This window comes from Cupriavidus pauculus (genome assembly GCF_008693385.1).
GTDB classification, from domain to species: Bacteria; Pseudomonadota; Gammaproteobacteria; order Burkholderiales; family Burkholderiaceae; genus Cupriavidus; species Cupriavidus pauculus_D.
On the sequence record NZ_CP044065.1, the window covers coordinates 696773 to 714727 of the forward strand.

Annotated in this window: 14 protein-coding genes, 1 tRNA gene and 1 pseudogene; 10 read left to right on the plus strand and 6 right to left on the minus strand. The window is 67.9% G+C overall.

Translation table 11 applies throughout. The features are described 5' to 3' along the window. Positions 1 to 45: 45 nt before the first annotated feature. On the minus strand, positions 46 to 675 hold the full coding sequence (locus FOB72_RS03315) for a flavin reductase family protein (protein WP_150371223.1): 630 nt from the start codon (positions 673 to 675) through the stop codon (positions 46 to 48). 157 nt (positions 676 to 832) lie between these two features. On the opposite strand from FOB72_RS03315, the gene FOB72_RS03320 reads away from it, so the two are divergent. Next, on the plus strand, positions 833 to 3748 hold the full coding sequence (locus FOB72_RS03320) for an HD domain-containing phosphohydrolase (RefSeq protein ID WP_223851400.1): 2916 nt from the start codon (positions 833 to 835) through the stop codon (positions 3746 to 3748). After that, entirely contained in the window at positions 3738 to 4406 is a 669-nt protein-coding gene (gene bluB / locus FOB72_RS03325) for a 5,6-dimethylbenzimidazole synthase (RefSeq protein WP_150371224.1), read from the plus strand. Before FOB72_RS03320 ends, bluB begins: the two co-directional genes overlap by 11 nt. A gap of 73 nt (positions 4407 to 4479) precedes the next feature. On the opposite strand, the gene FOB72_RS03330 is transcribed toward bluB, so the two are convergent. The 4 genes from FOB72_RS03330 to FOB72_RS03345 form a co-directional block, all read right to left on the minus strand. Continuing rightward, positions 4480 to 4554, minus strand: a tRNA-Val gene (locus tag FOB72_RS03330). Between the two features lie 159 nt (positions 4555 to 4713). Next, the gene (gene dnaQ / locus FOB72_RS03335; RefSeq protein WP_150371225.1) at positions 4714 to 5460 is read right to left on the minus strand and encodes a DNA polymerase III subunit epsilon; all 747 of its coding nucleotides are present in this window, start codon (positions 5458 to 5460) and stop codon (positions 4714 to 4716) included. A 22-nt stretch (positions 5461 to 5482) separates the two neighbouring features. Beyond that, entirely contained in the window at positions 5483 to 5920 is a 438-nt protein-coding gene (rnhA, locus tag FOB72_RS03340) for a ribonuclease HI (RefSeq protein ID WP_150371226.1), read from the minus strand. A 30-nt stretch (positions 5921 to 5950) separates the two neighbouring features. Then, on the minus strand, positions 5951 to 6745 hold the full coding sequence (locus FOB72_RS03345) for a class I SAM-dependent methyltransferase (protein WP_150371227.1): 795 nt from the start codon (positions 6743 to 6745) through the stop codon (positions 5951 to 5953). Positions 6746 to 6756: 11 nt separating this feature from the next. Here FOB72_RS03345 and gloB point away from each other — a divergent pair, with 11 nt between their 5' ends. Further along, on the plus strand, positions 6757 to 7551 hold the full coding sequence (gene gloB / locus FOB72_RS03350) for a hydroxyacylglutathione hydrolase (RefSeq protein ID WP_150371228.1): 795 nt from the start codon (positions 6757 to 6759) through the stop codon (positions 7549 to 7551). An 80-nt stretch (positions 7552 to 7631) separates the two neighbouring features. Here the strand turns inward: gloB and FOB72_RS32390 are convergent, their stop codons facing one another. Continuing rightward, a complete protein-coding gene (locus FOB72_RS32390; protein WP_223851401.1) occupies positions 7632 to 7793 on the minus strand; it encodes a hypothetical protein in 162 nt (53 codons plus the stop codon). Between FOB72_RS32390 and FOB72_RS03355 the strand changes: the two genes are divergently transcribed. The 7 genes and pseudogenes from FOB72_RS03355 to FOB72_RS03385 form a co-directional block, all read left to right on the plus strand. Next, entirely contained in the window at positions 7780 to 9357 is a 1578-nt protein-coding gene (locus tag FOB72_RS03355; RefSeq protein ID WP_223851402.1) for a transglycosylase SLT domain-containing protein, read from the plus strand. The two genes, FOB72_RS32390 and FOB72_RS03355, sit on opposite strands and share 14 nt — an antisense overlap. A 142-nt stretch (positions 9358 to 9499) precedes the next feature. Further along, positions 9500 to 10609 (plus strand): glycerophosphodiester phosphodiesterase family protein, encoded by a 1110-nt coding sequence (locus FOB72_RS03360; protein WP_223851403.1) that lies wholly within the window; start codon positions 9500 to 9502, stop codon positions 10607 to 10609. Positions 10610 to 10688: 79 nt separating this feature from the next. Then, a complete protein-coding gene (locus tag FOB72_RS03365; protein ID WP_150371230.1) occupies positions 10689 to 12581 on the plus strand; it encodes a propionate--CoA ligase in 1893 nt (630 codons plus the stop codon). A gap of 114 nt (positions 12582 to 12695) precedes the next feature. Next, a complete protein-coding gene (locus FOB72_RS03370; RefSeq protein ID WP_150371231.1) occupies positions 12696 to 15026 on the plus strand; it encodes a bifunctional salicylyl-CoA 5-hydroxylase/oxidoreductase in 2331 nt (776 codons plus the stop codon). A gap of 8 nt (positions 15027 to 15034) precedes the next feature. Beyond that, on the plus strand, positions 15035 to 15847 hold the full coding sequence (locus tag FOB72_RS03375) for an SDR family NAD(P)-dependent oxidoreductase (protein ID WP_150371232.1): 813 nt from the start codon (positions 15035 to 15037) through the stop codon (positions 15845 to 15847). A 28-nt stretch (positions 15848 to 15875) separates the two neighbouring features. Further along, positions 15876 to 16751 (plus strand): enoyl-CoA hydratase family protein, encoded by an 876-nt coding sequence (locus FOB72_RS03380; protein ID WP_411859809.1) that lies wholly within the window; start codon positions 15876 to 15878, stop codon positions 16749 to 16751. 17 nt (positions 16752 to 16768) lie between these two features. Further along, positions 16769 to 17929, plus strand: a pseudogene (locus FOB72_RS03385) (acyl-CoA dehydrogenase family protein); the annotation flags it as partial. Positions 17930 to 17955 lie beyond the last annotated feature (26 nt).

Genomic DNA, 17955 nt, shown 5'->3' on the forward strand with positions numbered 1-17955 from the left:
CTCGTACGCTATACCGGCGCGGCGGCGCTGACGATCGCTGTCTTCTTATTTCGGGCGAATCATCTCGAACTTGTCCCCGGTCTGTGCATACTCGGCGCGATAGCCGGCGCGCATGATCGGCTGGGCGCGGAACGTATCGAACAAGCCGTCCGTGAGGAATTCGTCGCGGATATGCACGCCGACCACCTGCCCGAGCACGAGCCAGTTGGACATGGGCTCGCCGTCGATATTGGTCAGCCGGATCACCTGCATGACCTTGCATTCGAGCGCGGCGGGAGACTCGGCCACGTGCGGCACATCGACGGCCTGGCCGGGCACGGGCGTCAGGCCCGCAAGCGCGAACTCATCGACGTCGCTCGGCACGCTGGCCGAGGTCGCGTTCATCTTCTCGGCCAGCGACAGGCTCGCCATGTTCCAGACGAATTCCCCGGTGGCCTCGACATTGCGCACGGAGTCCTTGTAGCCCTCGCTGGAGAATCCGATAACGGGCGGATTGCCCGCGAACGCGCCGAAGAAGCTGTACGGCGCCAGATTGAAGCGGCCCTCCGCGTCGCGGCTGGAGATCCAGCCGATCATGCGCGGCGCCACGATGGCCTTGAACGGATCGTGCGCGAGCCGATGGCCCGCTTCGGGGCGATAAAAATGCACACCGGCGGTGCGTGTGGAATCTGTCATGGAGATCTGCCGAAGCGGCGGCCCGAGTGAATAAACCGCTAGTCTCGCATGGCGCGCGAAGGCCTGCTTGACGAGTCAACAGCCGCAGTCGACACTCACGCAACCCGAGGGCGGTTACTTCAAGAAAATCAGGCAGCGTCTCATGCCGGAGATGGCGATGAACAAACATAGGAGTTATCCGCTTCATGTCTATCTGTGGGCGCTGTTCGGCTCGCTCGTGCTGCTGGTCTGCGCGCTGACCTCCGGCATCAATTTCCTGATGACCAAATCCGCGCTCGAGGCCTCGGCTTCGGAGGCGCGGCACCGGCTGAGCCGCGAGACGCTCGACGACGTCGAAGCGCTGCTCGGGCCGGCCCAGCTCGCGGTCCGGCTCATCGCGCACAGCTCGCTCGCGGAGGCGACGACCGTGGCCGAACGCCTTGGCCGGCTGCCGCTCGTGCGCGATGCGCTGGAGACATCGCCGGTGCTGCAGGCGCTCTACGTCGGCTATGGCGACGGCGGGTTCTTCTTCGTGCGGCCGCTGCGCGATGACGCGGAACGCGCGCTGTACCAGGCGCCGCGCGAGGCCGCTTATGTCGTGCGCAGTGTCGAGCGGATTGGGTCGGGGGAGGGCGCGCGCCGTGTCGGTCAGCTCTTCTTTCTCGCCGACGACCTGTCCGTGATCCACACGGCCGCGATTCCCGAATTCGCCGAGCGTTACGACCCGCGCACGCGCCCCTGGTACCGCTCGGCCATGGCCGCAGGCGCGATGGTCCGGACCGAGCCCTACACGTTCTTCTCCGATCAGGACTCGGGCGCCTCGCTGGCCATGCCCGTTGGCGGCAACGCGGTAGTGGGCGGTGACTTCCGGCTCAATGCGCTTGGGCAGATGCTGGCCATCAAGAAGACCACGCCGCGGTCGATGCTCGCGCTCGTGGACCAGCAGGGCAGGTTGATCGCGATCGACCGCAAGGTCGACAGCGTCGGCGGCTCGTCGCCGGGCGAGGTCGGAGATTACGCGCTGCCGGTGCTGGCGCAGCTCGTGGCGCGCGTCGGTCAGCTCGGCACCGCCACCGGCCTGCAGGAGACGCTCTCCGCCGGCGGCGAGTCGTGGTACACGACCATCGACCGGCTGACGCCGAACGGCGGCAAGTCGCTCTACCTGCTGTCGGCGATTCCGCAGGACGAACTGCTGCAGGCGGCCATGCGGCAGGCGCTGACCGAGATCGGCGTTTCGGCCGTCATCCTGCTGCTATCGCTGCCGCTGATCTGGTTTGCGGCGCGCGCGGTGGCCCGGCCGCTGCAGTCGCTCGCGCGCGAGGCCGATGCCACGCGGCGCTTCGATTTCGTGCAGCCCTTCGTTATCCGCTCGCGCGTGCGCGAGCTCAACGAGCTCGGCGTTCGCATGAACGAGATGCGCAGCACGATCCAGCGCTTTCTGTCCGTCATGCAGACCGTGTCCGCGGAGACGCGCCTCGAAGACCTGCTGCCCAAGCTGCTGCGCGAGATGCTGACGGCCGCGGGCAGCCACTCGGGCGTGCTGTATCTCGTCGATGACACCGACATGCGCGCGGAGGTGGCGTTCGATCGCGAAGGCCGCGAAGTGGCCGGCACCATCGCGCGCACGACGCTCGCGCGGACCGTGCCGCTGATCCGCACCGCGGCGGGGGATGGCACGGCGCACGCGCAATGGCTCACGCAGGACGTGCTGGAGGAAGCGGCGCTCGGTGGCCTGACGCCATCGGCCGCCTGCCATGCGGCGGCCATTCCGCTGATCAACCATCAGCGGGAACTGCTCGGCATGATCCTGATCTTCCGCGACACGCCGATGGAAGATGCGCAGCTCGCGTTCGTCAGCACGCTGGCCAATCTCTGCGCGGGCGCGCTCGAGGTCCAGGCGCTCACGCGCGCCCAGCACGATCTGTTCGATGCGTTCATCAAGCTGCTGGCGGGTGCGATCGATGCCAAGAGCCCGCACACCGGCGGGCACTGCGCGCGCGTGCCGGAGCTCACCAAGATGCTGGCGCGCGCGGCCTGCGATGCGCGCGAGGGGCCGTACGGCACGTTCGCGCTCGACGAATCGCAATGGGAGGCCCTGCACGTGGCCGCGTGGCTCCATGACTGCGGCAAGGTCACGACGCCCGAGTACGTCATCGACAAGGCGACCAAGCTGGAGACGCTGTACGACCGCATCCACGAGGTGCGCATGCGCTTCGAGGTGCTCAAGCGCGATGCGGAGATCGCGTATCTGCGCGGCGTGGCGGCCGGCGACGACGCGCGGTCCGCGCGCGAGCGCCGCGATGCCTTGCTGCGCGAACTCGACGACGATTTTGCATTCGTCGCGGCGTGCAATCTCGGGGTCGAGAAAATGGAAGAGGCGGACCGGGACCGCCTGCGCGCGATCGGCGCGCGCACGTGGCTGCGCACGCTCGACGACCGGCTCGGCGTCTCCTACGAGGAACGCGCGCGCAAGGGGCGTACGCCGCCCGCGCCGTTGCCGGTCGTGGAGCCGCTGCTTGCGGATCGTCCCGACCATATCATCGAGCGCGGCCCGCGCGACGTGATTCCGCGCGACAACCCGTGGGGCTTCCGCCTCGATACGCCGGCCAACCTGTATGATCGCGGCGAACTGCACAATCTGCTGGTCTCGCGCGGCACGCTGAGCGAGGAGGAGCGGTTCAAGATCGAGGACCATATCGTCCAGACGCAGATCATGCTGTCGCGGCTGCCGTTTCCCAAGCATCTGCGGCAGGTCCCGGAGATCGCGGGCGGCCATCACGAGAAGATGGATGGCACGGGATATCCGCGCGGCCTGCGCCGCGAGGAAATGAGCCCGCTCGCTCGCATGATGGCGATTGCCGATATCTTCGAGGCGCTGACGGCGGTGGACCGGCCCTACAAGCGGCCGAAGTCGCTGTCCGCGTCCGTGGAGATCCTGTACCAGCTCAAGCTGAAGCAGCATATCGATCCGGAACTGTTCGACCTGTTCATGACGTCGGGCGTGTACCGGCAGTATGCGGAACGTTTCATGGCGCCCGAGCAGATCGACGAGGTCGATGTCGGACGCTACGTAGGAGAAGGTGTTGTCATCTGAAGCAGGACCGCCGGGCGGCGCATTCAACGAATCCGAGCGCGACGCGCTGTATCGGATCATCGCGGCACGACGCGACTGCCGCCATTTCACGCCGGGCCCGCGGCTGCCCGACGCGCAGCTGGAACGCCTGCTTCACGCCGCGAACCAGGCACCCTCGGTCGGCCTGATGCAGCCCTGGCGCTTTATGCGGCTAAGCACCGCCGCATGGCGCGAACGCCTGCTGCCGATCGTGGAGGCGGAACGCCTCGCCACTGCACAGGCGCTTGGCGAACGCGAGGCCGAATTCCTGCGGATCAAGGTGGAGGGCATCCGCGACTGCGCGGAACTGCTCGCCATCGTACTGCCGCCCGACGACGGCACGATCTTCGGCCGCCGCACCATGCCACAAGACATGGCGCTCGCTTCCGCATCCTGCGCGGTCCAGAACCTCTGGCTCGCCGCCCGCGCCGAAAACCTCGGCCTCGGCTGGGTCTCGATGTTCGACCCCGAGGCCCTCGCGCGGGCGCTGCAACTCCCCGAAGGCGCAAGACCCCTCGGCCTGCTGTGCCTGGGGCCGGTGCCATCGTTCTACGATGCCCCGATGCTGGAACAGATCGGCTGGCGCGAACGGAGGCCTCTGGGGGAGATGCTGTGGAACCGCCCCGGCGACGCGCCTTGATCTCGTGCGCTGCGGCAAGCTTCGGGTACGAACGCAAAAAAGCCAGCGCGAGGCTGGCTTTTTTATCGAATTCTGGTGGGCGGTGCAGGGTTCGAACCTGCGACCCCTGCCGTGTGAAGGCAGTGCTCTACCACTGAGCTAACCGCCCAATCGGATGCTGCAAGACTGGTTGCAGACCGGTTGGGTTTCCCCGGGTCGTTCGCCGCGGCGCTGCGTTTGACCGCTGTGCGTGCTGCGAAGAAACGAGATTATGCAGACCGGACAGTATCTTGTAAAGCCCTTTTTCGAACTTTTTTACTCGAATCTGTCACTGCACCGAGGCAGGTGCGGTCATTGGTGCGCCCATTTCGCCGGGCATGTCTTTCCACACGGTCTTGCCGCCGCTGGCCTTGTCCAGTTCCTTCAGCACCGACGCATGCGCGGTGAGCTCGTCGTCGGTAGCCAGCAGGACCGGCAGCGTCAGCACGGAGAGGTCGGCCGTGGAAGCCGCCACGCCTGCGCCCGCGTTCGTGTCGATCATGTCGATGACCAGCGAGTTCTGGCCGCGCGTCATGGCCAGGTAGACCTCGGCCAGCAGTTCCGCATCGAGCAATGCGCCGTGCAGCGTGCGGTGCGCATTGCTCACGCCGAGCCGGTCGCACAGCGCATCGAGCGAGTTCCGCTTGCCGGGGAACATCTGGCGCGCTTCGCGCAGCGTGTCCACCACGCCGCCCACGCACTGGCGGAACGACGGCAGGCCCGCCAGCTGGAATTCCATTTCCAGGAAGCCCATATCGAATGCGGCGTTGTGGATGATCAGCTCGGCGTCCTGCACGAACTCGCGAATCTCGTGCGCGATCTCGGCGAATTTCGGCTTTCCGATCAGGGACTCGAGCGTGATGCCGTGCACGGCGATCGCTTCCTCCGGAATATCGCGTTCCGGGTGCACGTAGTAGTGCAGGCGGCGCCCCGTCAGGCGCCGGTTGACCATTTCGACGCAGCCGATTTCGATCAGGCGGTCGCCGGCGTTGGCATTGAGGCCGGTGGTTTCGGTATCGAGAATGATCTGTCGCATGGGCGGCATTCTACTGGATGGGTCAGCTGCCGATGGACGCCACGCCGCGATTGGCGAGCGCGTCCGCGCGTTCGTTGCCCGGGTGGCCGTTGTGGCCCCGGACCCAGTGCCAGCTGATCTCGTGCGGCTGCACGAGCTCGTCCAGCTGCTGCCAGAGGTCGGCATTCTTGACCGGTTTCTTCTCGGCGGTCAGCCAGCCGCGCGCCTTCCAGCCGCGGATCCACTCGCTGATGCCTTTCTGCACGTACTGCGAATCGGTATAGACCTTGACCACGCACGGCCGCTTGAGCGCGCGCAGCGCCTCGATGACCGCGGTGAGCTCCATGCGGTTGTTCGTGGTCGGGTTTTCACCGCCAAACAGTTCCTTTTCGTTGCCGCCGGCAACGAGCACGGCGCCCCAGCCGCCGGGGCCGGGGTTGCCCTTGCAGGCGCCATCTGAATAGATCGTGACTTCTTGCATGAATTCTCGAATAAGACGCGGACGCCGCGATCAGCGGTCCTCGCCGGGGGTCTTGCCATGGGTGCCGGTGGGCGTGGCCACGGGCGCGGAGACGGGCGCCAGCGCGGGCTTGGAGGTCTTCCAGGCCGGGCCCACCAGCCGGATATTGCGCACGCGCTTGACGGCCGAGATCATGTAGACCGAGCCGAAGATCGGCCACCAGCGGTCGCCGGCCTTCTCGAGGAAGGCCATGCGCTGGAGCCAGCGGTCGGTCCGGTAGGGCGGGCAGTAACAGCCGAAGCGGCCGCGGATGATATCGAAGCCGAGCAGCTTGAGCCAGTCCTTGATCCGGACGAAGCCGATCGTCTGGGCATCGCTGGGCAGGAAGGGCGACGCGCCGAGCCGGTTCAGGCCCTGCCGCGCGCCCCACAGGCTCATCGGATTGAAGCAGGTGACCACCACGCGGCCCTCGGGCATCAGCACCCGCGATACCTCGCGCAGCACTTCGTGCGGGTCTTCCGAGAACTCGAGGATGTGCGGCAGCGTCATCAGGTCGATACTCTGGGTATCGAACGGCAATTCGTCGAAGCGGCACAATAGCTGGCGCGCGTCGATATGACCCTCGCGCGGGCCGTGCGGCCCCGCGCGGCCGTCGAGCGCGAGCGCGGAGAACGGCATGCGGTTCTCGCGGAGCGTGTCGATCGCCGGCAGGCCCATCTGGACCGCGTGGTAGCCGAAGATGTCCGCCACGGTCCGGTCATACTGCCGGCTTTCCCAGTCGAGCATGTACTGCCCGGGAGGCGAGGCCAGCCAATCTTCCCAATTTATAATCGGACGGTTGGACATAAGGAGCACACATGTTGAAGGTGGAGCCAATCCCCGCATTCCAGGACAACTATATCTGGGCGATCCACGATGGGCATAGCGCCGCGATCGTGGACCCGGGTGAAGCCGCGCCCGTCGAGCGATTTCTCGCGGATCGGGGCCTGGCCCTGGGCGCTATTGTAATCACCCATCACCATGGGGATCACCAGGGCGGGGTCGCGGACCTTCTGGCCGCGCATCCGGACGGTCCCGATGGCGCCCCCGTTCCCGTGGTCGGCCCGGCCGGCGAACGCATCGGCGGCCGCACGCAGGCGGTGCGGGAAGGCGATACCGTCGCATTGCGGCATCCGGCGCTGACGCTGCGCGTGCTCGACGTGCCGGGCCACACGGCCGGCCACGTCGCGTACGTCGGCGAGGCGGACGGCCCCGCGCTGTTCTGCGGCGACACGATGTTCGCGAGCGGCTGCGGGCGGCTGTTCGAGGGCACGCCGGCCCAGATGCTGGACTCGCTGGACAAGTTCGCCGCGCTGCCGGGCGACACGCGCGTTTATTGCGCGCACGAATACACGCGCAGCAACGTGAAGTTCGCGCGCGCCGTGGAACCGGGCAACGCCGCGCTGGCCGCGTGGTCCGATCGCGTGGAGGCGCTGCGCGAGGCGGGGCAGCCGACGCTGCCGACGACCGTGGCGCACGAGCGCGCGGTCAATCCGTTCCTGCGATCGCGCGAGGCGTCGGTGCGGCAGGCCGTGCAGGCGCAGGGCGGCCAGACCGCCGATGACGCGTCCGCGTTTGGCGCGTTGCGGGCCTGGAAGGACAGCTTCCGCTAAGCGGCGGCCAGCAAAAAACGGGGTCTGGCGGGCGTCGATGGGGAAAATCTCATTGACGCGTCCCCGTCATTTCCATAGCATCATGCAAACTTTTTGGCGTCACTTTCCGAGAACTTAATGAAATTTGGTCGTCTTCTGGCGGTTTTTGCATGTGCCGCGCTGTTAGCAGCCTGCGCCAGCACACCGACCCCGCCCACCGGCAGCAGCGCCGGCGCTTCGACCGCCCTGGTGGACAGCAGCAAGAAGGATCCGCTCAACACGCTCAACAGCACCGGCACCGCGGGCAGCCTGTCGAGCAGCACCGTGATCAATGTCGATGAGGTCAGCGTGGACTGGATGCGCGGCCCGTCGACCGATATCTGGGACCGCATCCGCCGTGGCTTCGCGATGCAGGACCTCGAAGGCACGCTCGTTGACGATCGCACGCAATGGTATGCGGCGCGGCCCGAGTACATGGAGCGCATGGTCGGCCGGTCCAGCCGGTACCTGTACCACATCGTCGAGGAGCTCGAGCGGCGCAAGATGCCGACCGAGCTTGCTCTGCTGCCGTTCGTCGAAAGCGCGTTCAATCCGCAGGCGGAGTCCACGGCCAAGGCGGCCGGCATGTGGCAGTTCATCCCGAGCACGGGCAAGACGTACAACCTCAAGCAGAACATGTTCCGCGACGAGCGGCGCGACGTGCTCGCGTCCACGGACGCGGCGCTCGACTACCTCGGGCGGCTCTACGACATGTTCGGCGACTGGCACCTTGCGCTGGCGGCGTACAACTGGGGCGAGGGCGCGGTCTCGCGCGCGATCGCGCGCAACCAGGCGCGCGGCCTGCCCACGGACTACGCCAGCCTGACGATGCCGAACGAGACGCGCTACTACGTGCCGAAGCTGCAGGCGGTGAAGAACATCATCGCCAACCCGGCCGCGTACGGCGTGAAGCTGCCCGATATCCCGGACCATCCGTACTTCGTCACGGTGACCACGTCGCGCGATATCGACGTGGCGCTGGCGGCCAAGCTCGCGAACATGCCGATCGAGGAATTCAAGGCGCTGAACCCGTCGTTCAACAAGCCCGTGATCCTTGGCGCGGCAAATCCGCAGATCCTGCTGCCGTTCGATAACGCGGAACGCTTCCAGTACAACCTCAATACGTACCGGGGCGGCCTCTCCAGCTGGACCGCGGTGACCGTGGACAGCCGCGAGCGCGTCGAATCGCTGGCCGCGCGGCTCAACGTGGATGCCGACACGCTGCGCGAGATCAACCGGATTCCGAAGGGCATGCGCCTGAAGGCCGGCTCGACCGTGATGATTCCGCGCACGGGCCCGCACGATCAGGACATCAGCGCCACGCTGGCGGAGTCCGCGATGATGCTCGTGGAACCGGATGTGCCCGACGCGCAGCGCATCGTCGTCAAGGCGGGACGCCGCGATACCGTGTCCAGCGTCGCGCGCCGGTACGGCGTGTCGGTGCGCCAGGTGCAGTCGTGGAACAAGCTGTCCGGCAGCAAGCTCGTATCGGGGCAGAGCCTCGTGCTGATGGTGCGGCCGTCGGTGGCCGCGCGCGCGGCGGCCGAGCCCGATCCGCCCCCGCGCGTCGATGCACCGGCGGCAAAGGGCCGCTCCGCGCGCGCCGCGCACGAGGTGCAGGCCCATGGCAAGGCGCGCGCCGAGCCCGTGCGCCGCGTCGCCGCGGAACCCGCCGCGCGCAAGTCGGCCAAGCCGACCGGCAGCGCCAAATCGGGCGCGACCAAAGCGGCCGCGCCCGCGCCGGCCAAGCCCGCGCCGAAGGCGAGCGCGAGCAAGCGCGCGCATTGAATTTCGGCGAACGACGATCTGAAAAGCTGCGCGATATGCGCCGCGCTTGATTGGGATCAAGCAAGTGCGGCGCGCCGGGGCGAAACCGGGCACCGCCGCACGGGGTTGCACTCTGACGAAGACCTCGTCAACGGAGTCAACCATGTCGCGCAGGCGTTTCACCACGTTGTTGCTGATGTCCACGAGTGTCACGATGGCGGCGTCCTGTTCGCCCACCGTGGTGCTGCCGGCAGCGGTGCCTTCCACCGCGCCTTCGACTGCAGCGGGATCTCCGGCGCCGTCCGGCAAGACGTCCGTGTCCCCCGACACTTCTGCCAACGCGAGTCCCCCGGCCCCACCAAGCTTCCCCCGGCTCGTCGCCCACCGCGGCGGCACGCAGGACCGGCCCGAGAACACGCTCCTGGCCATCGAGACCGCGCTGGCCAATGGCTCCGACATGATCTGGCTCACGGTGCAGCTGAGCGCGGACGATGTGCCCGTGCTCTACCGTCCCGCCGACCTGTCCAGCCTGACCGAGGGCAAGGGCCCCGTGGCCGGCATGACGTTCGCGCAGCTGCAGCAGCTGAACGCCGGCTGGAACTTCACGGGCCCCGTTGCCACACAGCCCCCCATCTATCCCTATCGCACGCGTCCGGTCCGCATCCCGTCGCTGCGCGAGGCCTTGCAGCGCATTCCCGACGCGGTGCCCGTGGTGCTCGACATGAAGGCGCTGCCGGCCGCCGCGCAGACGGTGGCCGTGGCCAAGGTGCTCGATGCGGAGCGCGCCTGGGGGCGGGTGCTCATCTACTCGACGGAAGCCGACTATCAGCGCACGTTCGGGTCGTATCCCAGGGCACGCCTGTTCGAGTCGCGCGACGCCACGCGGCAGCGGCTCGTCGATATGACGCTGGGCGGGCGCTGCGATGCGCCGGGCAACGGCACCTGGGCCGGGTTCGAGTTGCGGCGCAAGGTCACGGTCACCGAGACGTTCACGCTCGGCAAGGGCGAGACGACGACGAACGCGGCGTTCTGGAATGCGCGGACCGTTGCCTGCTACCGTTCGCGCAGCGCGGTGAATCTGGTCGCCTTCGGGGTAAACGACGAGGCCGGATATTGCGAGGCGATGCGTCTCGGCGTGGATGCAGTCATGGTAGATTCTCCGACACGAATGCGCGCGATACGCGCCAGGCTCAAGACGTTGCCCGCACCCTGCGTGCGGGACGGCGCGAGTGCCCTGAATACCCCTGGCGCCCCGGTCACACCGAACAAGTAGCCGGCCGGCCCGCCATCCCTCGGGCGTTGGCAGGCACGTGCCGGCAGGATTTGCAGGCAACGCAGGAGGAGACGACATCATGACGGCAAGCCGTGCCATGCACGCGCGGTCGCTCGCCGACCCCCAGGGGTTCTGGGCCGAGCAGGCGGCGCGTATCGAGTGGGAAACACCGTTCGAGCGCGTGCTCGACGACAGCCGCGCGCCGTTCGCGCGCTGGTTCGTCGGCGGGCGCACCAATATCTGCCACAACGCGATCGACCGGCACCTGCCCGAGCGGGCGCAGTCGCGCGCGCTGGTCTACGTATCGACGGAGACCGGCGACGAGCGTGTCTACACGTACGCGCAGCTGCACGACGAGGTGCAGCGCATGGCCGCGATACTTCAGGCGCTCGGTGTGCACAAGGGCGATCGCGTGCTCGTCTATATGCCGATGATTCCCGAGGCGCTCTTTGCGATGCTCGCCTGCACGCGCATCGGCGCGATCCATTCGGTCGTGTTCGGCGGGTTTGCCTCGGTCAGCCTGGCCGCACGCATCGACGATGCGCGGCCGGCCGTGATCGTCAGTGCCGACGCGGGCTCGCGCGCGGGCAAGGTCGTGCCCTACAAGCCGTTGCTGGACGAGGCCATTCGGCTGGCATCGCACAAGCCCGAAAAGGTGCTGCTCGTGGATCGCAAGCTGGCGGACATGCCGCGCGAGGCGGGCCGCGACGAGGACTACGCAGGCTGGCGCGAACGTGTGGCCGGCACCGAGGTGCCGTGTGTCTGGCTCGAATCCAGCGAGCCGTCGTATGTGCTCTACACCTCGGGCACCACGGGCAAGCCCAAGGGTGTGCAGCGCGATACCGGCGGCTATGCGGTGGCGCTCGCGACGTCGATGGAATACATCTTCTGCGGGAAGCCTGGCGACACGATGTTCACGGCGTCCGACGTTGGCTGGGTGGTCGGCCACAGCTATATCGTCTATGCGCCGCTGCTCGCGGGCATGAGCACGGTCATGTACGAGGGCACCCCGATCCGGCCCGATGGCGGCATTCTGTGGAAGCTCGTGGAGCAGTACGGCGTGAACATGCTGTTCACCGCGCCGACCGCGATCCGCGTGCTCAAGAAGCAGGACCCGGCGCTGCTGCGCAAGTACGACCTGTCGAGCCTGCGGCTGCTCTTTCTGGCCGGCGAGCCGCTCGACGAGCCGACCGCCCGGTGGATTCAGGATGGCATCGGCAAGCCCGTGGTGGACAACTACTGGCAGACCGAATCGGGGTGGCCGATCATCGCGATCCAGCGCGGGGTGGAGGCGCTGCCCGCCAAGCTCGGTTCGCCCGGGGTGCCGGCCTATGGATATGACCTGCGCATCGTCGACGAGACCACCGGCGAGGAGTGCCCGCCGGGGCAGAAGGGCGTGGTGGCGATCGACTATCCGTTGCCGCCGGGATGCATGAGCACGCTATGGGGCGATGACGACCGCTTCGTGCGCACGTACTGGACCGCGGTGCCCAATCGCCGCTGCTATTCCACGTTCGACTGGGGTGTGCGGGACGAGGATGGCTATGTGTTCATCCTTGGCCGGACCGACGACGTGATCAACGTGGCCGGGCACCGGCTCGGCACGCGCGAGATCGAGGAGAGCCTGTCCTCGCACGCGGGCGTGGCCGAGGTGGCGGTGGTGGGCGTGCAGGACGCGCTCAAGGGGCAGGTGGCGATGGGCTTCTGCATCGCGCGCGATGCCGGCCGCACGGCAACGACCGCGGACCGGATGGCGCTCGAGGGCGAACTGATGAAGACCGTAGACCAGCAGCTCGGTGCCGTCGCACGGCCGTCGCGCGTGTATTTCGTGAATGCGCTGCCGAAAACGCGCTCGGGCAAGCTGCTGCGGCGCGCGATCCAGGCGGTGGCCGAAGGGCGCGACCCCGGCGATCTGACGACGATCGAGGATCCGACGGCGCTGGAGCAGATCAAGGCGGCGATGGCAGAGTAACGCCGCTGGGGGGGGGCAGGGGGAGATCCCCCTTGCCACGCGCCGAACCCTGTCCTAATATTTTAGACATCAACTATTTAACCCTAATAAAAAACAGCGGCAGGAGGCGGAGCAATGCGCGTGCTGTGCATCGGCGGTGGCCCGGCCGGCCTGTATTTCGGGCTGCTGATGAAACTGCGGAACCCCGCCAACGAGGTGGTGGTGGTTGAGCGCAACCGCCCGTACGACACGTTTGGCTGGGGCGTCGTGTTCTCCGATGCCACGGTGGACAACCTCCGGCAGGCCGATGCCGCCAGCGCGCGCGATATCGATGCCGCGCTCAACCACTGGGACGATATCGATATCCATATCGCGGGCCGCACGATCCGCTCCGGCGGCCACGGCTTTATCGGTATCGGCCGCAGGAAGCTGCTCAATATCCTGCAGGGGCGCTGCGAGGCGCTTGGCGTGCGGCTGGTGTTCGAAACCGACGTCGCCGACGACCAGGCGCTGGCCAGGCAGTACGGCGCGGACATCGTGATTGCCGCCGACGGTATCAACAGCCGCATCCGCGCGCGTTATGCCGAAACGTTCGCGCCCGATATCGATACGCGCCGGTGCCGCTTCGTCTGGCTTGGCACGCACAAGCGCTTCGACGCGTTCACGTTCGCGTTCGAACGTACCGAACACGGCTGGTTTCAGGCCCACGCCTATCGCTTCGACGACGACACCTCGACGTTTATCGTCGAGGCACCCGAGGCGGTCTGGCAGGCGGCAGGCATCGACCGCATGAGTCAGGAGGAGGGCGTGGCGTACTGCGAGCGTCTGTTCGCGCGCTACCTTGACGGGCATCGTCTCATCAGCAACGCCACGCATCTGCGCGGCTCCGCCAACTGGATCCGCTTTCCGCGCGTGATCTGCAAGCGCTGGGTGCACTGGCATACGTTCGACGACGGCCGTCGTGTGCCGGTGGTCCTGATGGGCGATGCCGCCCATTCCGCGCATTTCTCGATCGGGTCCGGTACCAAGCTCGCGCTCGAAGATGCCATCGACCTTGCGGCCGAGATCGCGCGCGAGGGCGGTGACGTGACGGGACTTGCCGCGGCGCTCGCGCGCCATGAGGCCACGCGCGGTGTCGAGGTGCTCAAGATCCAGAACGCCGCGCGCAACTCCACCGAATGGTTCGAGAACGTCGAACGCTACGCGGGGCTGGCGCCCGAGCAGTTCGCCTACTCGCTGCTGACGCGTTCGCAGCGCATTTCGCACGAGAACCTGCGCGTGCGCGATGCCGCCTACGTCGGCGGCTACGAGCAGTGGCTCGCGGGCCGCGCGGGGGTGGACGGCCGCGTGCCGCCGATGTTCACGCCGTATCGCGTGCGCGGGGTGACGCTGAAGAACCGTGTGGTGGTGAGCCCGATGGCGATGTATTCGGCCGTGGATGGGGTGCCCGGCGATTTCCACCTCGTGCACCTCGGCGCCCGCGCGCTCGGCGGTGCCGCGATGGTCATGGCGGAGATGACATGCGTGTCGCCCGATGCGCGCATCACGCCCGGGTGTCCGGGTTTGTGGAACGACGCGCAGCGCGATGCATGGCGACGGATCGTGGATTTCGTGCATGGCGGTAGCGACGCGCGCATGGCGATCCAGCTGGGGCACGCGGGGCGCAAGGGATCCACGCAGGTGGGGTGGGAACGCATGGACCATCCGCTGGCGGATGGCAACTGGCCGTTGATATCGGCCTCGGCACTGCCATATCTGCCGGGCATCTCGCAGACGCCGCGTGCGATGACGCGCGCGGACATGGACCGCGTGCGGGACGACTTCGTGGCCAGTGCGCGGCGCGCGGCGGAGGCGGGATTCGACTGGCTCGAGCTGCATTGCGCGCACGGGTACCTGCTGTCGAGCTTTATCTCGCCGCTGACGAACCGGCGCGACGATTCGTACGGTGGATCGCTGGCCAACCGGTTGCGGTATCCGCTCGAGGTATTTGCCGCGGTGCGGGCCGTGTGGCCCGAGGCGCGGCCGATGTCGGTGCGGATCTCCGCGCACGACTGGGTGGAGGGCGGTATGACGGCCGACGATGCGGTGGAGATCGCGCGCGCGTTTCGGCTTGCGGGGGCGGACATGATCGACTGCTCTTCGGGGCAGGTGAGTCCGGATCAGGCGCCCGTGTATGGGCGCATGTACCAGACACCGTTCGCGGACCGGATTCGCAACGAGGCGGGCATCCCGACGATCGCGGTCGGGGCGATCTTCGAGGCCGATCACGTGAACGGCATCATCGCGGCGGGCCGCGCGGACCTGTGCGCGATCGCGCGGCCGCACCTCGCCGATCCCGCGTGGACGCTGCACGAAGCGGCCCGCGCCGGCGTGCGCGACGTCGCGTGGCCCCGGCAGTATCTGGCCGGCAAGCAGCAGCTGGAAACCAACCTCGCGCGGGCGTCGGCGCCCACGCCGGGTCATTGAGCGTGACGATGAACTCGCCGAGGGAAGCTTCCACTCTGGCCGGCCGCCACGCCCTCGTCACCGGCGGCAGTCGCGGGATCGGTGCCGCGATTGCGCGGCGGTTGCTGGCCGATGGCGCGGTCGTCACGCTGCTCGGCCGCAATGCGAGCGCGGCGGCCACGCTCGAGGCGACCGCACACGCATTGCGCGCCGACACCGGTGGCCGCGTGCATACGGTGACGGCCGACGTGACCGATGCCGACAGCATCGCCACGGCGATGGCGCACGCCGCGCGGCAGGCGGGCCCCGTGCAATTGCTCGTCAACAACGCCGGGCAGGCCGCCAGCGCGCCATTCGGCAAGACCGGCCTCGACACCTGGCGCCGCATGCTCGACGTCAACCTCACCGGCACCTTCGTCTGCACGCAGGCCGCGCTGCCCGCCATGCTCGAAGCCGGCTGGGGCCGCATCGTCAACGTGGCGAGCACTGCCGGCCTCGTCGGCTACAGCTACGTCAGCGCGTACTGCGCGGCCAAGCATGGCGTGATCGGCCTGACCCGCGCGCTCGCGCTCGAACTGGCCACGAAAGGGGTGACCGTCAACGCGGTCTGCCCCGGCTATACGGACACCGACATCGTGCGCGATGCCGTGGCCAATATCGTCGGCAAGACTGGCCGTACGGAAACCCAGGCACGCGCCGAGCTCGCCGCCCGCAATCCGCAGCGGCGCCTCGTGCAGCCCGAGGAAGTCGCCGACGCCGTCGCGTGGCTATGCCAGCCCGCCGCCGCCGCGATCACGGGGCAGGCCATTCCGGTGGCCGGGGGCGAAGTGATGAGCGGCTGAACATTCGAACAAACGAGCGAGACCCGACATGAGCGACCTCCCATCCCTCGCGAAAGCGGACACGGATCCCCCGATGCACCATCACAAGCGCGACCTCGCCGCCTATCGCGCCACCCACTTCCTGTGGTCCGCGTCCCCCGACGGCAAGATCGGCACGATCACGCTGAACCGCCCCGAGCGCAAGAACCCGCTCACGTTCGACGCCTACGCGGAATTGCGCGACCTGTTCCGCGCGCTGGCCTACGCGCGCGATATCAAGGCCGTGGTGGTGACCGGCGCGGGCGGCAACTTCTGCTCGGGCGGCGACGTGCACGAGATCATCGGCCCGCTCACGCGCATGACGATGCCCGAGTTGCTCGACTTCACGCGCATGACGGGCGACCTCGTCAAGGCCATGCGTGCCTGCCCGCAACCGGTGATCGCCGCGGTCGATGGCGTCTGCGCGGGCGCCGGCGCGATGATGGCGCTCGCATCGGACCTGCGCCTCGGCACGGCGCGGGCCAGGACCGCATTCCTGTTCGTGCGTGTCGGCCTGGCCGGCGCGGACATGGGCGCCTGCTCGCTGCTGCCCCGCGTGATCGGGCAGGGACGCGCGGGCGAGTTGCTCTACACGGGCCGATCGATGTCGGCGGAAGAGGGCCTGGCATGGGGCTTCTTCAATGCGCAGCACACGCCCGATACGCTGCAGGAGGCCGCCTGCACGCTGGCCGCGCAAATCGCGTCCGGCCCGACCTTCGCGCATGGCGTCACCAAGAAGCTGCTCCATCAGGAATGGAACATGGGACTCGACGAAGCCATCGAAGCGGAGGCCGAAGCGCAGGCCATCTGCATGCAGACGCGCGACTTCCGGCGCGCCTACGATGCATTCGTCGCGAAGCGGCAGCCCGTGTTCGAAGGCGATTGACCCACCGAGGCGCATCGATGGCTGACCGAACCTATCTCGACCTGCCGTTTCTCGACGACGCCCACCGCGCGCTCGAGCGTGACCTCGATGCATGGTGCGAGCGCGCGCTGCGGGATATCGATCATGCGGACACCGATCGTGCCTGTCGCGCGCTCGTGCGCGCGCTCGGGGAAGCGGGATGGCTGCGCTACTGTGTACCCGCCGCGCACGGCGGCGCGCTGCCCGCGCTCGATTCGCGCGCGCTGTGCATCGTTCGCGAAACGCTCGCGCGGCACGACGGGCTTGCCGATTTCGCATTTGCGATGCAGGGTCTGGGCTCGGGGGCGATCACGCTTGCGGGCGACGACGCGCTGCGCGCGCGCTATCTGCCACGCGTCGCGCGCGGGGAGGCCATCGCCGCGTTTGCGCTGTCCGAGCCCGATGCGGGTTCCGATGTGGCCGCCATGCGGTGTCAGGCCACGCTGTCGGCCGACGGCAGCCACTATGTGCTCGACGGCGCCAAGACGTGGATCTCCAACGGTGGGATTGCCGACTTCTACTGCGTGTTCGCGCGTACCGGTGAAGCGCCGGGCGCGCGCGGCATCACGGCCTTTGTCGTCGACGCCGATACGCCGGGACTGACGATCGCCGAACGCATCGAGGTGATCGCGCCGCATCCGCTTGCCACGCTGCGGTTCGACCGGTGCCGCGTGCCCGTCTCGCAGCGGCTCGGCGAGGCGGGGCAGGGGTTCAAGGTCGCGATGATGACGCTCGATATCTTCCGCGCGTCGGTGGCCGCCGCCGCGCTGGGCTTCGGGCGTGCAGCGCTCGACGATGGGCTGGCGCGCGCGACATCGCGCGAGATGTTCGGCGGCAAGCTGGCCGACCTGCAGCTGACGCAGGCTGCCATCGGCGAGATGGCCACCGCGATCGATGCGGCGGCGCTGCTCACCTATCGCGCGGCGTGGCTGCGCGACGTGCGGCAGGTGCGCACGTCGCGCGAGGCCGCGATGGCCAAGATGGTCGCGACCGAGAACGCGCAGCAGGTCATCGACCGCGCGGTGCAGATCTTCGGCGGGCTCGGCGTCAAGGTTGGCACGCGGGTGGAACGGCTATACCGCGAGATTCGCGCGCTGCGCATCTACGAAGGCGCGACCGAGGTCCAGAAGCTGATCATCGCGCGCGAGACGCTGCGCGCGTTCGCCGACCCACGTGCCGCGGCGGC

Coding starts and splice junctions, on each gene's coding strand:
- dnaQ (WP_150371225.1), bottom strand. CDS start 5,460: ATGCGACAGATCATTCTCGATACCGAAACCACCGGCCTCAATGCCAAC.
- FOB72_RS03315 (WP_150371223.1), bottom strand. CDS start 675: ATGACAGATTCCACACGCACCGCCGGTGTGCATTTTTATCGCCCCGAA.
- FOB72_RS03375 (WP_150371232.1), top strand. CDS start 15,035: ATGAACTCGCCGAGGGAAGCTTCCACTCTGGCCGGCCGCCACGCCCTC.
- FOB72_RS03345 (WP_150371227.1), bottom strand. CDS start 6,745: ATGTCCAACCGTCCGATTATAAATTGGGAAGATTGGCTGGCCTCGCCT.
- rnhA (WP_150371226.1), bottom strand. CDS start 5,920: ATGCAAGAAGTCACGATCTATTCAGATGGCGCCTGCAAGGGCAACCCC.
- FOB72_RS03380 (WP_411859809.1), top strand. CDS start 15,876: ATGAGCGACCTCCCATCCCTCGCGAAAGCGGACACGGATCCCCCGATG.
- FOB72_RS03370 (WP_150371231.1), top strand. CDS start 12,696: ATGCGCGTGCTGTGCATCGGCGGTGGCCCGGCCGGCCTGTATTTCGGG.
- FOB72_RS03365 (WP_150371230.1), top strand. CDS start 10,689: ATGACGGCAAGCCGTGCCATGCACGCGCGGTCGCTCGCCGACCCCCAG.
- gloB (WP_150371228.1), top strand. CDS start 6,757: ATGTTGAAGGTGGAGCCAATCCCCGCATTCCAGGACAACTATATCTGG.
- FOB72_RS03360 (WP_223851403.1), top strand. CDS start 9,500: ATGTCGCGCAGGCGTTTCACCACGTTGTTGCTGATGTCCACGAGTGTC.
- FOB72_RS03320 (WP_223851400.1), top strand. CDS start 833: ATGAACAAACATAGGAGTTATCCGCTTCATGTCTATCTGTGGGCGCTG.